We start from the raw sequence: 13,272 nt of genomic DNA on the forward strand, positions 1-13,272 counted from the left end.
CATGAACCAAGTAAGAGTTATTTCTTAGGCCTTCACGAGAAGCGCTTCGATCATTGAATTGCGTAAGCTCTGCTTCGAGCCGACGTGATAAAAATGGGAGAATTCAAAGCACTCAAAATCACTCCAACAGTTTTCAATATGCTCATTCACCCTGTACTTATTCTCTTTCCACATGGAAAGATAGACATCCGCCTGAGTCGCATGAGCAGCATCAGCCAGAGCAACAGCTTCAGACTCTGGCCATTCACCCACATAATTTGTATCGCGGCCGATATAAGGAGGGTCGAGATAAACACAGTCGCCTTTTCTTGGCGCCCGCATAATCTCTTTCCAATCGCAAGATTTGAACTCCCAGTCTTTGCCTTCCATGGCAGCCTGCACCCTATCAATCTGATTGCATATCTTAGTTATATACGACCTGGAAAAACGCTCGGGCTTCTTGCAAAATGGAACGTTAAACATCCCGCTCCTATTGAAACGCATAACGCCGTTAAAACAGGACCTATTTAAGAAGATAAAGTCATACGGTGAATGACTTGTATTGAATCTGTCCCTTACCTCGTAGTAGTATTCCGCTCCACCAGTACGCAACATCACAGATTCGCGTTCAAGGTATTCCCGCATAGACTCTGATGTTATTTCATGCCGCTGCACGCTTCTATAAAAATCAATAATGTGTTGATTGCGATCACCGACCACCGCTCTCTGTGGACAAACGTTAAATAGCACAACCCCGCTCCCCAAAAACGGCTCGTACCATATCCCCTGCTGCTTATCCCAGTTTATTGTCTCCTCAATGAAGGGGACTAGCTTCGTTTTAATTCCCTGGCATTTAATGGGGGGAACAATTACCGACATCAAACCTCCGATGCGCCGTCCATGTTCAGACTCAAGGATTTTAGTTTAGACGCTAGCTGGGACACAACACACGTTGCGCACATCAATATCCCTTTCCTCAACCCAAGAATCGGCAGCGAAGCATGGCACGCACCCCCATATCCATCGTTAAGCCAAATAAAGCCAATACTCTTCGAAAATCATTCCTAATAATTAATAACGACCCTCAAATACTAAAAATGTCTCCGGATAACGAGGACGCTTAAGCAACGTCTTAACAACAATCGCTTTCAACTCGGGCTTTCCATACGGACCCCTACCCCTTAAACACCATATCGTTGTGATATTCAATAAACTCAGCTCTTGGGGCGAATCGTTTCGGAAGCGTAATCGGCTCTCCGTTGTAGCGCCACAAGTACTCGTCCTCAGGAGTTTCGTGCTCGACCACGCTAGACACCACTATCTTTAGGTCCTTCGTAATGGTGATTAGTCCCCGGTCGAACGCTTTATCGTGCAATGCGTTCAAAAGCAAGCCGTTGTCGGGCGCGAGTCGCTCCGTCTTTGGATCAGAGACTTTCCAGGGCTTGATATGGCTAGCAACCAACAGAGCCTTGTTCGTTAGCCCCGTCAAGCAGCATCTTGAATCGTAATTGACGAGCAGGGTATTTCGAAAGAACTCCTGGTTCACCCGCATCGAAACAATTGCCTCGCGCTCCTTGCCCTCTGGCAAATCAAAGCCGATCGTCTCTTTCAGCTCATCACTTAGCGGTTCTTTAAAATCGAAACGGTTGAGGAAAACCTCAGTCGCCTCCTCGACAAGCTCATCACCAGCAGAGGAATACTCAGCCCAAACCATCTTGTCCATTTTGCTTGCATGGGTCATTCCAACCTTGCCGCGAGCACGTCGACGCTCATCGAATGATGCAAGGTTCCAGATTTTTAGAGCAACCGCGCCCGGCGTTCTGCCAATGGCCTTAGCTAGCGCCTGGACATCCTCGTTTGTATCATCAACCTTTTTCGATGGTAGGGCGAGGTACAGAAACAGAGCCGCAAGGGTTTCTTCCCTCGACCATTTGCTTCCACGACCAGCCATGATTGCTCCTCGCCCGCGCACCGCTCACGTAATAGGTCCAGGATAATCCCGCGGGGGACCGCGGCCGCCGCCTTTTTCTCATTCGTCGGTGAATGATTGAAACAACGGCACCTCCCTGCGCTCCTCATACCCTCGCTCAAGTTTCTTCCCAAGCTCGGCAGCGCAGCGCTTCGTTTCCTTAGAAAACAGGTCATCGATAGCCCTGTCGATTCGCGTGCAAGTCTGCCGGTGCTCGTTCTTCCAGGGCAGGTTGAGTCCCAAACTCGCATCCCAATAGCCGCCGAGTTTGGCGTTGATCACTTCCTCGGGATACAGCACGTCGCGGCGAATCCCTTCGATCGCCTCGTCCTCGTCCATATCACAGGCTGTCTCGCCCTGCACGAGGCACTTGCGCAGCTCCTTTTGCGCCCGGATGCTGTTCAGCATGCGAACGCACACCACGGCCAAAAAGCGGTAGCGCTCGCACAGGTCCCACTCGCCGCCGAGCCATACGCGATAGCCCAGCATTTCGCTCGCGGACTCATCATCCATCAAGATCAATTCCCACGGACGTACTTTGGCGAGCACATCCTCACCTAGCATTTGAACGCCGCCGCGTGTAAAGATGCACGGCTCCACGTCGTAATAGCCAAAGCCGTGGCCTGCACCACGACGATTGATGACGTGCTTGGGCAGCAGGACGATATTGTCGCTGGGCTCGGGGTCAACCTTGCGCAGCTTTTTGACCTTGCGGCGGGCGCGCTTTAAGCTGCGCTCGTTATCGACACGGCCGCGGCCGTCCGGCTTGCCGCCGTATCGCAGGGCAACCTCGCGCGCCAGGATCTTTGTGTCCGCAGCGCACAGCAGGTCGCTCACGGTGGGCAGGTCTTCCCACTCAATGCCGTCGACATCCCAAATCCTGCTCATGTTCAACCTCTTTCTGGCCGTTAAACTACGCGATCGTTCGCCCCGCTCTATATGCCCACAAGATATGAGCCCCGCTAGAGCGCCTTCTTACTCGGAGCAATCGCCTCGTCCACCAGACCCAACTCCAGAGCGCGCCTGGCGTTGCACCAGCAGTCGCGCTCGGTGAGCTCGTGGAACTCCTGGGCGCTCAGGTTGCCATGCTCGGCCAGCAGCTCGTCCAGCTCGGCGCGCATGGCCGCCGTGTGCTGGGCCACGATCTCGATATCGGTCTGCTGCGCCATGCCCGTGCCGCCCATCAACTGGTGGATGAGCACTTGCGTGTGGCGGTATACCTGGCGGTGGTCGCCGCAGGCCAAGATCACCGCGGCCATCGAGGCCACGACGCCCTCGCCCACCGTGATCACGGGGCAGTCGAGCGACTGCATGGTGTCGATGAGCGCCAGCCCCGCCGTAACGCTACCGCCCGGGCTGTTGATGATGAGGGTGATGGGCTCGGTGGCGCTCTGATGCTCCAACACCAGCATGGACTTAATAAGGCCATTGCAGGTCACATCTTTGACCTCGCCTTCCAGCAGCAGCACGCGGCTGTTAAGCAGCTCACTTGCCATATCGACGGCGGCAACGCGACCGTCCTTGGACTTCTTGATAATGCTAGGCTCACGATACATAACGGACATGGTAATTCCCTTCTAAACGGAATCGGTAAGGAAGTAAAACGAGGCCGCACGGCTAGCGGCCAATGGAAGCCGTGCGGTCAAATAGGCAAGATGGAGCGCGCGAAGCTGCAAGGACTAATCCCTCAGCCACTTGGCCGCATTGGGATGGTCGCCGCAAAAATACTTCTTGGCACGGAAGGGGCGCATGCCGGTTACTTTGACCAGGCAGTCGGTACGCGGCATAAGCCCCACCTCGCCCGGGGTTATCACGCAACCGCGCACATCGACGGCAGTACGCTCGGCGCCCACGTAATTGGTGCCCAGAACCGACTCGCCGCACAGATTGCTTATGTACTCCTGTGTCGCGATGTTGCTGCCGCCGCCCATATAGATCAAGCTGTCGCAGTTATCGAGGATGGTAAGCGCTGCGGATTTGCCGTACGCACCATCGAGCTGACTCAGCGATTGCGCGCACATCAAAAAGCTAATGCCACGGCTGCGCACGGTCGCAATACTCCGCTCAAAATCGGGAATGCGGCCCACGTTGGGAAACTCATCCAGAATAAAGTGCACGTGGCGCTGCAAATGCCCGCTGGGGTTGGAATCAGCGCGGCGCTGGGCCAGGTTAAACAGCTGCTTAAGGGCAACGTTCGCAAGCCATGCATTGGTCGAGTCGTTGTCGCTCACCTTAAGATCGATTACGCGCTTGCCCTCGTCGATACGGTCGAGGCGCATCTCGTCTTTCTCAAAGACGCGCATGAGCTGGGGGGTCTTAAGCCGCGAGATGGTCGCGTTAAGCGTGATCAGAATGCTCTTAAGCGTTCTATCGGCTGCCCCGCGAAAATCACGATACTGTTCAACGCCATACAGGTCCGCGTTCGCAGAATCATACTTGCCAAGAAATTCCTTGGACTCCACCTGCTCCACAAGGTGATCCAGCGGAAATCGTCCCTCGCCATCTCCCGTAACCTTGATGAGTGCCGCCAGCTTAAAGACGTTGTTCATCTTAAGATAGCGTCGCGGAGCTGCGGGATCCCCGTCCGGCGCAAATGTGCCGGCAAGGCACTCTAAGAGGAACAGGATTCCAATAATCGCTCGAAGTAGCAGATCGCTCGCATTGTCCCAAAACGGATCGTCCCTAAAGCTACGCCTGTCAGGATCGACCCCCTCCATGATTGACGCCACTGTGGTGGGGATATCCTCGACATCCATCACGTAGCGCAAAGGATCGTACCCGGACGACTGCTCGGGATTGATGGTGTCGAGAACCGTTACCTCGTAGCCGTCCTCCTCGAAGCCCTTCCCCGTACGGCGCAGCAGCTCGCCCTTGGTGTCCGTGACCACATAGCAGCACTCGTGGTGATTGAGCAGGTTGGGCAAAATGAAACTCGCCGTTTTGCCGCTGCCGGTACCGCCAAAGGCAAACACATTGTTGGACACGCTCGTCTCCCAGTGCTTGTCGCCCTCGTAGAAAGCCACCGTGGCACCTTGCGCCAAGATCACATCGCGCTGCTCATCGCCGGATGACAGCGTCTGCATTTCCTCCTTGGTCGCCCACTTCTTGGTCTGATACTCCGTTTGCTGCGCGGCCTCGTAGCCGTACATCTTAATGACCGACATTGCACGGCCCCTTTCTTGTCGATAGTTCTGCGTGATTGCTAGGAAATACGGTCGACGTCTGCGCCCTCCTTGGGGCTCGTCGCACACGGCAACTTGACCGCACCGTCAATCAGACGCTCGGTTTGCGCCACATAGCTCTCGCGCGCCGCGATTGAGACTGACCCGTCGCGCAGATATGCAAGCAATGCATCAATCATCAGCTTGTCGAGCAGGCCATACTCTTTGGCCTGAGCGAAGTTGAGGGTGTAGCGGTCCTGGAGCTCCCGTACCTTAGTTGCCAAATCGATTTCCATCTTTTCCTCCATGCAATAAAAGTTCTCCCGATTGTCCGAAAGAGCCTCAAACGGGCGTTTGACGCATAGCTCAAAGTTGAAACGCGGACTGGTATCGAATACGTGTCTCTGCACCTTGAGATAGCGCTTATAAAACATGACGGCATCGTCCTCGTCCGCCGTAAAACCGCGCGACCCATCGCGATGCACGTGGTCGCAGGGTCTTTTGTAGTCAATGCTTCGCACAAAGCGAGACAGAATATATCCACCTTGTTCAGACGAGTACTTCATACCTGTCGTAACCTGCTCGAACATGCGCACACCGCTCGACTTAAAGCGCGGATTGCTTCCGTGCTCAAACATGCCAATTAAGATGGCCATGCAGTGCGCGCAGTTATCGCGCTGGGGAAAATACAGCGACAACAAAGCGAGCGACGCTGCGGCCAAAAGCTCGCGGGCCTCGTGCACATCGTCTCGATACTGCTCGGGCACCAGCCCGGGAATATCGGGCGAGTGCTTTTCCAGCACGTCAACGAGTGCCTTGGCCAAGCGCTCGGTATCCTGCTCGCCGCAGTACGGATACGGAAACGGCATCTCTGCCTTCCCGTTCTTTTTGCACATGCTGCGGAGATCTTCGTCGATCGTGTTGAGGAACACCTCGTAAATGCTGTCTTCATTCTTCATGAATGCTTCTTCCTATCCGGTTGCGGATGTTTGTCGATAAGTCTGTTCTATGTTTTAGAATGGTCTGAGGCATGGACGATGACAATCGACCTAACCTGTAGCTTCGTTAGTGAAATCACCCTGCTTGATAGCGCAGTTTACCTAAAGGCTGTGTAGCGATTGCATCAAGCAGTTTGTATTGAGTTGGTTTTGGATTACTTCGAGAATAGCACAGTGCTCTGTTCTCGTCATTAGAAATTATCAAATTTTTCTGCTAATATATAACCCACTAAGAAGAAAGGGCTCTATACATGCGTGAAACAACATCATTGCCACGTCTCACCGCCGCCGCCCTCTCACGCGCGCTTAATCTGGAGCAGGGCAGCCGTCTACTCACCGTCCGTCTGCCTGGCGCCATCGACTGTAAGGCGCTTCGTGAATGTTTCAGCCTGAACAGCAACGGCGTACCCGATATTTGCGAGCTTGAACCCGGCAGGCAGGGCGCGGGCAATGGCGATGCGGCTCCGGTGTTTATCGACGCATCGGGGTATTACCGTACGGGCAAACACGACATCGAAAAAGAATGTATCGCCTTGATCGATTACTTAGAGCCCGGCTACCTCGATTTCTGTGACTGGGGTCCCTTTATTTGGTGTCTGTATGCGCTCGCCCTTTCGAATCGCACTCGCGCAGCCGTAGTGCTGCCCGCCGACCTACTCGATAAAGCCGAGCAGGCGCGCACGATCCTGATACGCGAAGGACTCATCGAGAGCGTCGTGTATTTGCCACTTTCTGAACCCAGGCCCTACATGACAAGCGCGCTTCTCATATTGTCTTCAGGAAATCGCAGCGTTGCATTTCGCAGCGCAATCGAATCCGGGCCGCGTTTTCGATATGTGACAGAAACATCGTATTACTCAGATATCACCTTTTCCATCTCCCCCGACTGGGCCCGCATTGATACCAATACGCCCAGATCAACGCCTATCGAAACGTCCACTTTTGCCACGCGTGAATTGCTGCTGCATCGCGCAGCCCTCTCAAAAGGCAAAATCAGCCTTATCAGCCTCACCCGAAACTACAGGGCTACGCTCGGTGACGCTTTTACGCGAGTAGCTCCATTTATGCCCCGCGAGAGCACCACATCAAACGACATTGATGCAATCGAGGTACGCCGCATCTCATCTCAGGATTTTCAAGATGGCAACCTTCTACCCGCATATGCTGTAGAGAGTGCAAATAGCTCGGATTCCAAAATCGTAAAGGTGAACCCCAGCGTTCTCGATCGATATGAGCTCCGCGCTGGAGATATCGTCATGCCACGCATGCTGGGTCGCTACGGCGCGTCCAACCTGCTCGTCGTCAGCGCCGATGACGCGAAGCAACACCTAGTTGCTTCGCATAACACCACCGTCATTCGCCCGTCGTTCCAAACGATGACCGAAGAGGAGCGCGTAGTGTTTTCGGAGATAATCGTTGGATACCTTACCGAAGGCCATGGGGCACAGCTGATTCAAGCATTAACCGAAGCAGCCAGCATCCGCGCCATCCGCCCTAACGACCTGTTCGAGATCGAAGTCCCGCCAGCGCTCGACCCGCGCACGCGCGAGTACAGCGAATCCATCAATCGCTTTGCCGAGGTCGTAGAAACAAAGAAACAAGCCGAGGCTGCCGTCGCCCAAGCCCAGCGCAACCTCGAAGTCGCAAAAAAGACCATCACCGAAGTGCTCGACCAAATCTGCGAGTAACACATAGGCAGCAGTAACGCCCCAAGCCGGCGGCGGGACCAGCTCCTGCCGCCGGCTTAACTGTCTGGGCTACTCCCATCCCGTAGTCTGGGGATTCCATTTGCGCACATTCTCCGAACGATCGAAGCACGGAGCATACAACCGATTGACGACCTCTTCTGCTCCAGTGATACTCCCCGCGAGATCAAGTACCCCCGCCTGCCTTGCCATCTTCACATACTGCGCAGAACCATTTTGTTTCCACCAGAGAGGCGCCACGAACTCTTCCGGCATTACCACCTTGCGGGCAGACGCTTCTTTCTCGACTCTCTCGACAAGCGTAGCTCCATCGACGAAGCAAGTTCTCGCGTACACCAAGATGTCGACTATATCCTTGATTCGCGATGAAGCACGGCCCTCATGTATCTCTATCATTGCAAGCAATTTATCTGCAAGAGCGCTCTCCACTCGGCATACTCGATAGTCGCAGACTGGAAGCCCCTCGATATTCAAACGATCGATCGGCGCAAGAACCTCAGGCTCAAGTCCCCGCACTTCATCAATTACCAAGTCAATTGAAATTGGCTGTAGCTTCTTGGTTCCCATAAAGGGGGTGAACCACACCTTAGCACCGCACCGATACTCATCTTCTTCTTTGATCCGCTCTGCACGATCAAAGACAAACGAAACGAAATCGTCCAGATCAATCGAAGCCGCCTGCACCAGATCGGCAATAGCATCTTCGAGACTTTCCTCTTGAGCAACCAAGTCGATATCTCTTGTGACACGCGCATCGAGTGTTCGCGCCAGGACGCTTTGGCCGCCCTTGAGCACAAAGCTGCCGTCATCTTCTGAAAAAACGCGACATAGGAAGCGATGAAAGTAGAAACCGACGATCGCCCGATTGGTATCCATTGGCGATTCTCTTGCGGCATTCCTAACAGCCATCTCCAATGCGGCAGGCGTTTTGTACTTCACCATGTCCTCCGTTTCGCATTACCCGTTCAGTACCATCAGCAAAGGCCTCATTAGTTCGCGTCGTTTGGCGGTTTTAGAGCTCTCCTTTACGAGTTCTTTCAGCCGCTGTATATCGAGCCCTCGCCCAAGCGCGTCGTGATAGGCATCGATAATTAATGAGGGGTCTTCGCAATCGAGGCAAAGATCGACAAGCGTGCGCTCGGGTTTAGTTGCCGGCAGGCCGTCGAGCCAAACGATATCCCGCTCGGCAATCTCGCGCTTTACAAAAGATAGGGATTCGCTTCTCGTATTGATGCGCATGGGCGCGGTCATCCTGTAGGGGGACAGATAGAAATCGCCCATTTGCTGCAGGTTCGCCGCAGTCGTACCGCTCACGGCAATGCCATCCCACTGGCGCTTTCTCTCCCACGCGCAAAGGGAAGGATTGGTGAGCTTCCAAAAAGCGTTGAGCTCGTCGGTGTCTCGGCGCTGTGTTCCAGCCATCCGGTAGGCGCCGTGGCATATCCGCTCAAGACGACCCGCACGGCATGAGTGTGCCAGCGCATCTCGAGAGATGTCCATGCGAGCCGCCTGAGCTGTGGTGAACACGCCCTCGCTCTCAGAGAGCTCACTTATCGCCGTTATGTTACTAAAGTACTTCATGTTGCAATTGTAGGATATTTTCATACTTTTGCAACGTAGTTTTGATCCATGCGATCCATACACCTTTCTTATCCCATTTCTGCCGCCGGCTTGATACCGGCTCACCATCCCCCGCTATCGAGGTCTAATACTTTTCCGTGAAGTGAGCGTCTGTTTTTGGACCCCTGGAGCATCCGCATTTTTCGGCGGTGAAATCGCAGGATTCCGGCATTAAAACCGCAGGAAACGACACGCTCAGAGTGTCGATGCTTCGGGGGTCCGATTTAGCTCGTTCACTTCTCGGAAAAGTATTAGACCTCGCTGCTAGCTACCCAGAAGGACACCTCTCCCTTCCCCACCGCCACCCAAAAACTCATCCAACATTAATCTTGGCTCAAGAATCGCTTAATCTATAACCTGCACTATAGAGTTCGACCAAGGGCGGAGCGGTGCAACGCAGGCCGCCGAACACAACGCTCGCGCCTGGGTAGATCGCCCGGCGTCGCGCCCATCGAACGAAAGGAAAGGTCATGGACGACCTCGAAAAAGTTGAAACTATCCGCACCAAGTGCAACGTGAGCTATACCGATGCCAAGGCCGCGCTCGACGCCTCCGACGGCAACGTTCTGGACGCCATCATTTGGCTCGAGTCGCAGGGCAAGACCCAGACCACGTCGGCGCACGCCGCCACCGAGTCCGCGCCGGCCGACGAGCCCTCGGCCGAGATGGTCGCCGCGCAGGTCGCCTACGAAAAGTCGAGCGAAAAGACCGACTTCTCCAAGAAGATGGACGGCGTGTGGGAGTACCTCAAAAAGCTCTTCCGTCTGAGCCTGGACACCAAGTTTATCGCCACGCGCCGCGACGCGATCATCCTCAACATCCCCATCCTGATTCCCATCGTCGCCCTGTTTGCCTGGGGCGCCACGATATGGCTGATGCTGCTTGGCCTGTTCTTTGGCATGCGCTACCGCATCGATAGCGACGGCGACGTGCCCGGCAGCATCAACAACCTGATGGACAGCGCTGCCAATGCCGCGGACGACATCAAGCAAAATCTGAACGACGACAAGTAATCGCAGATGGGGGCACGTATGGCACGAATCCTGATCGTAGAGGACGAGGAGAAAATCGCCCGCTTTGTGACGCTCGAGCTGGAGCACGAGGGCTACCAGGTGGAGCACGCCGCCGACGGCCGCACCGCCGTGGACATGGCGCTGGAGCGCGACTATGATCTGATTCTGCTCGATGTGCTGTTGCCGCAGCTCAACGGTATGGAGGTACTGCGGCGTATCCGCAAGCGCAAGGATGTGCCGGTGATCATGGTCACTGCGCGCGATGCCGTGATGGACAAGGTTGCCGGGCTCGATGCCGGCGCCGACGATTACCTGACCAAGCCGTTTGCGATTGAGGAGCTGTTCGCACGGATCCGCGTGGCGCTGAAGCGCTCGGAGGCCGTGCGGACGGCTTCGGGCGTTAGCGGCGCTGGGACCGGGGAGGGCGCTACGGGTGCCGGTACCGCCGCGACGTCCCCGGCTAGCGACTCGGCCAAAACCTCTGCCGTGCCCTCCCCCGCCGTGCTCACCGTGGGCTCGGTTGCGCTCGATCCCGACCGCCGCGAAGTCATCGTTGGTAGTTCAACCATCGTACTCACGGCCCGAGAGTTCGACGTCCTCGCCCTGCTTATGGCGCATGCCGGCACCGTGCTCACGCGCGAGCGCATCGCGCACGAGGCGCTGGGCTACGAATACGTAGGCGACACCAACAACGTCGACGTGCACATCGCGCACCTACGCGCCAAGATTGAAGACGCCGGCGGCGCCCGCATCATCCAGACCGTGCGCGGGGTGGGCTATGTCTGCCGCGCATAACGCCGAGACCAAGCGCGTCACCTCCATTGCCCGCGCCATCAACTGGAGCTACATGTGGCGCCGCCTGATGAGCTACGTCTGGCTCGATCTGTGGCTGCTGGTTGTTGCGGCGGCGATCCTGGTCTATGGCTACAACCAGACGCTGCCCGACGGCGCGTTTACCGCAGGCTGGATCCCCGGCGCCACCGTTCACGGCATGTCGTTCGCGCCCGCGCGCGGCTTGGACCTGGCCACGCTCACCTATACCGTCGAGCTTGCGCGCACCACCAAGACCTTCCCCCTCGCGCAGGACCTCATCGCGCTGTGGCCCCTCTATCTTGTCGTTGCGGGCGGGCAAGTCATCAGCGTGCTCAACATGCTCAGCGGCGCTCGCCGCGTGCGCCGCACCATGGCACCGCTCAACGACCTGGCCCTGCGCGTGGACGAGCTCGGCCGCATGCAGCTCTCCGGCGGCAAGATGGAAACGCTGGAGCAGGCAATCGAACGCGCGAGTGTCGACTCGCCGAGCGTCACCACCGGCGACGCCGACCTGGCGAGCATCGAGGTCGCGCTCAACCGCCTGCTGCGCCAGATGCAAGAGGCCAAGCTACAGCAGATGCGCTTTGTCAACGATGCGAGCCACGAGCTGCGCACGCCCATCGCGGTGATTCAGGGCTACGTGAACATGCTCGACCGCTGGGGCAAAGACGACCCGGACGTGCTGACAGAATCCATCGCGTCCCTCAAGGCCGAAAGCGAGCACATGCAAGAGCTCGTGGAGCAGCTGCTGTTTTTGGCGCGCGGCGATGCCGGCCGCACCGTACTGAGGCGCGTGGACACCAACATGGCCGCACTGGTCGGCGAGGTGTGCGAGGAATCGCAGATGATCGATGCCGAGCACACGTATCGGCTGGCGTACGACACTGCGCTCGCCAGCGACCCGCGCTGCGATGCTTCTGTCGACGTGGCGCTCGTGAAGCAGGCCCTGCGCGTGATCGTGCAAAACGCCGCCAAGTATTCGGACGCGGGCACGTCCATCACCTTTGGCGTAGCGCAGGATACGGGCACGGGCGCGATCGACATAAGTGTTGAGGACGAGGGTATCGGCATGAATCAGGAATCCGCAGCTCACGCGTTTGAACGGTTCTACCGTGCCGACAACGCACGCGATGCCGGCGCGCAGGGCTCGGGTCTGGGGCTTGCCATTGCCAAGTGGATTGTCGATAGCCATGGCGGCGTTATTGGCGTGACCTCGGTCGAAGGCGTCGGCAGCCGCTTTACGATTCGCCTGCCACGGTAGGAAGCCCCTCGGCGTAAAAAAGGGATAAGGCCATGCGGCCCTATCCCTTTTGTTCGTTATGGCAGTTTGTGCGCTACTCGCGACACAGATGCACGGCGAAGCCGGCGAACTCGCGCTTAAAGTACACGAGCTTGGTAGAACCGTCGGGCAGCAGCGCGCGCGACTCCTCGTTAACCTCGAGCCCACGCTCGGCAAACCACTTCTCGGCCGCATCGATGTCGTTGACGGCAAAGCCGATGTGGCCCTTGGTGCCACGACCGTTCTGCTTCATGACCTCGATCAGCGAATCGTTAAAGTACGAAACCGGGGTCTCGATAACGGGCAAGCCCATCATCGTCGAGAACAGCTCCGCGATCTCCAAGGCGTCTGCCGGGTCGGCGGCGTTGATGCCCACATGGGCGACGCGCATGCCAAAGAGCTCGACCGGATTGGCGTTCTGCTCATTCATACAGGCAGCGCCTACTGAGCCATGACGTCGAGAACGGCCTTCTCGGCAGCAACGCGGTTCATGCCGGTCATGAAGGGCACGCCGCTCACGTACGGGCAGGTGAGGCCCTCGGGGGCAACGGTGGTGGCGATCAGCAGGTCGGCGCCTTCGTCGCAAGCGTCCTTAGCCTCGGAGATGGCGCACTGCACGATCTCATACTTGCCGGCATAACCGTTGGCGTCGAGCATGGTAGCGACCTTCTGGGCAACGAGCGTGGAAGTAGCAGCGCCAGCACCGCAAGCCAAAACGATCTTCTTCATAGGTA

At 56.5% G+C, this 13,272-nt stretch carries 14 protein-coding genes; 4 read left to right on the forward strand and 10 right to left on the reverse strand.

All coding sequences use genetic code 11. From position 1 onward, the window contains the following. Positions 1–24: 24 nt before the first annotated feature. The 6 genes from DXC79_RS06925 to DXC79_RS06950 all read right to left on the reverse strand — a co-directional run bounded on the left by DXC79_RS06925 (position 25) and on the right by DXC79_RS06950 (position 6,068). Positions 25–858 carry a Dam family site-specific DNA-(adenine-N6)-methyltransferase gene (locus DXC79_RS06925; protein ID WP_117635635.1) on the reverse strand — a complete coding sequence of 278 codons (834 nt, stop codon included), beginning with the start codon at positions 856–858 and terminating at the stop codon, positions 25–27. 295 nt (positions 859–1,153) lie between these two features. Continuing rightward, positions 1,154–1,930, reverse strand: coding sequence for an HNH endonuclease (locus DXC79_RS06930; RefSeq protein ID WP_117635636.1), 777 nt, complete (start codon positions 1,928–1,930; stop codon positions 1,154–1,156). Between the two features lie 78 nt (positions 1,931–2,008). Continuing rightward, the gene (locus tag DXC79_RS06935) at positions 2,009–2,836 is read right to left on the reverse strand and encodes a hypothetical protein (RefSeq protein ID WP_117635637.1); all 828 of its coding nucleotides are present in this window, start codon (positions 2,834–2,836) and stop codon (positions 2,009–2,011) included. Positions 2,837–2,910: 74 nt separating this feature from the next. Continuing rightward, a complete protein-coding gene (locus DXC79_RS06940; protein WP_117635638.1) occupies positions 2,911–3,513 on the reverse strand; it encodes a ClpP family protease in 603 nt (200 codons plus the stop codon). A gap of 114 nt (positions 3,514–3,627) precedes the next feature. Beyond that, on the reverse strand, positions 3,628–5,112 hold the full coding sequence (locus DXC79_RS06945) for a VirD4-like conjugal transfer protein, CD1115 family (protein WP_117635639.1): 1,485 nt from the start codon (positions 5,110–5,112) through the stop codon (positions 3,628–3,630). A gap of 38 nt (positions 5,113–5,150) precedes the next feature. Continuing rightward, on the reverse strand, positions 5,151–6,068 hold the full coding sequence (locus DXC79_RS06950; protein ID WP_117635640.1) for a hypothetical protein: 918 nt from the start codon (positions 6,066–6,068) through the stop codon (positions 5,151–5,153). A 290-nt stretch (positions 6,069–6,358) separates the two neighbouring features. Here DXC79_RS06950 and DXC79_RS06955 point away from each other — a divergent pair, with 290 nt between their 5' ends. Then, positions 6,359–7,795, forward strand: coding sequence for a hypothetical protein (locus tag DXC79_RS06955; protein WP_117635641.1), 1,437 nt, complete (start codon positions 6,359–6,361; stop codon positions 7,793–7,795). 69 nt (positions 7,796–7,864) lie between these two features. Here DXC79_RS06955 and DXC79_RS06960 read toward each other — a convergent pair whose 3' ends face one another. Beyond that, complete coding sequence (locus DXC79_RS06960) at positions 7,865–8,752, reverse strand: nucleotidyl transferase AbiEii/AbiGii toxin family protein (RefSeq protein ID WP_117635663.1); 888 nt, start codon at positions 8,750–8,752, stop codon at positions 7,865–7,867. An 18-nt stretch (positions 8,753–8,770) separates the two neighbouring features. Next, a complete protein-coding gene (locus DXC79_RS06965) occupies positions 8,771–9,502 on the reverse strand; it encodes a type IV toxin-antitoxin system AbiEi family antitoxin domain-containing protein (protein ID WP_370445759.1) in 732 nt (243 codons plus the stop codon). Positions 9,503–9,903: 401 nt separating this feature from the next. On the opposite strand from DXC79_RS06965, the gene DXC79_RS06970 reads away from it, so the two are divergent. The 3 genes from DXC79_RS06970 to DXC79_RS06980 are packed head-to-tail and all read left to right on the forward strand — an operon-like array spanning position 9,904 to position 12,520. Further along, positions 9,904–10,446: a DUF4342 domain-containing protein gene (locus DXC79_RS06970; protein ID WP_117635642.1), complete on the forward strand. Its 543-nt coding sequence runs from the start codon at positions 9,904–9,906 to the stop codon at positions 10,444–10,446. Positions 10,447–10,464: 18 nt separating this feature from the next. Further along, entirely contained in the window at positions 10,465–11,241 is a 777-nt protein-coding gene (locus tag DXC79_RS06975) for a response regulator transcription factor (protein ID WP_117635643.1), read from the forward strand. Continuing rightward, positions 11,225–12,520 (forward strand): cell wall metabolism sensor histidine kinase WalK, encoded by a 1,296-nt coding sequence (locus DXC79_RS06980; protein WP_117635644.1) that lies wholly within the window; start codon positions 11,225–11,227, stop codon positions 12,518–12,520. The genes DXC79_RS06975 and DXC79_RS06980 overlap by 17 nt, the downstream gene beginning before the upstream one ends. Before the next feature lie 73 nt (positions 12,521–12,593). Here DXC79_RS06980 and DXC79_RS06985 read toward each other — a convergent pair whose 3' ends face one another. Together DXC79_RS06985 and DXC79_RS06990 are read right to left on the reverse strand one after the other, a co-directional pair. Then, positions 12,594–12,968: a VOC family protein gene (locus tag DXC79_RS06985; protein WP_055252379.1), complete on the reverse strand. Its 375-nt coding sequence runs from the start codon at positions 12,966–12,968 to the stop codon at positions 12,594–12,596. Positions 12,969–12,979: 11 nt separating this feature from the next. Then, the gene (locus DXC79_RS06990) at positions 12,980–13,267 is read right to left on the reverse strand and encodes a PTS sugar transporter subunit IIB (protein ID WP_055252380.1); all 288 of its coding nucleotides are present in this window, start codon (positions 13,265–13,267) and stop codon (positions 12,980–12,982) included. Positions 13,268–13,272 lie beyond the last annotated feature (5 nt).

The organism is Collinsella sp. TF08-11AT, assembly GCF_003437035.1.
GTDB lineage: Bacteria > Actinomycetota > Coriobacteriia > Coriobacteriales > Coriobacteriaceae > Collinsella.

Excerpts from the sequence above, each read along its gene's own strand:
- DXC79_RS06970 (WP_117635642.1), top strand. The coding sequence starts at position 9,904 with ATGGACGACCTCGAAAAAGTTGAAACTATCCGCACCAAGTGCAACGTG.
- DXC79_RS06955 (WP_117635641.1), top strand. The coding sequence starts at position 6,359 with ATGCGTGAAACAACATCATTGCCACGTCTCACCGCCGCCGCCCTCTCA.
- DXC79_RS06950 (WP_117635640.1), bottom strand. The coding sequence starts at position 6,068 with ATGAAGAATGAAGACAGCATTTACGAGGTGTTCCTCAACACGATCGAC.
- DXC79_RS06930 (WP_117635636.1), bottom strand. The coding sequence starts at position 1,930 with ATGGCTGGTCGTGGAAGCAAATGGTCGAGGGAAGAAACCCTTGCGGCT.
- DXC79_RS06980 (WP_117635644.1), top strand. The coding sequence starts at position 11,225 with ATGTCTGCCGCGCATAACGCCGAGACCAAGCGCGTCACCTCCATTGCC.
- DXC79_RS06965 (WP_370445759.1), bottom strand. The coding sequence starts at position 9,502 with ATGGTGAGCCGGTATCAAGCCGGCGGCAGAAATGGGATAAGAAAGGTG.
- DXC79_RS06925 (WP_117635635.1), bottom strand. The coding sequence starts at position 858 with ATGTCGGTAATTGTTCCCCCCATTAAATGCCAGGGAATTAAAACGAAG.
- DXC79_RS06975 (WP_117635643.1), top strand. The coding sequence starts at position 10,465 with ATGGCACGAATCCTGATCGTAGAGGACGAGGAGAAAATCGCCCGCTTT.
- DXC79_RS06990 (WP_055252380.1), bottom strand. The coding sequence starts at position 13,267 with ATGAAGAAGATCGTTTTGGCTTGCGGTGCTGGCGCTGCTACTTCCACG.
- DXC79_RS06945 (WP_117635639.1), bottom strand. The coding sequence starts at position 5,112 with ATGTCGGTCATTAAGATGTACGGCTACGAGGCCGCGCAGCAAACGGAG.
- DXC79_RS06935 (WP_117635637.1), bottom strand. The coding sequence starts at position 2,836 with ATGAGCAGGATTTGGGATGTCGACGGCATTGAGTGGGAAGACCTGCCC.
- DXC79_RS06940 (WP_117635638.1), bottom strand. The coding sequence starts at position 3,513 with ATGTCCGTTATGTATCGTGAGCCTAGCATTATCAAGAAGTCCAAGGAC.
- DXC79_RS06985 (WP_055252379.1), bottom strand. The coding sequence starts at position 12,968 with ATGAATGAGCAGAACGCCAATCCGGTCGAGCTCTTTGGCATGCGCGTC.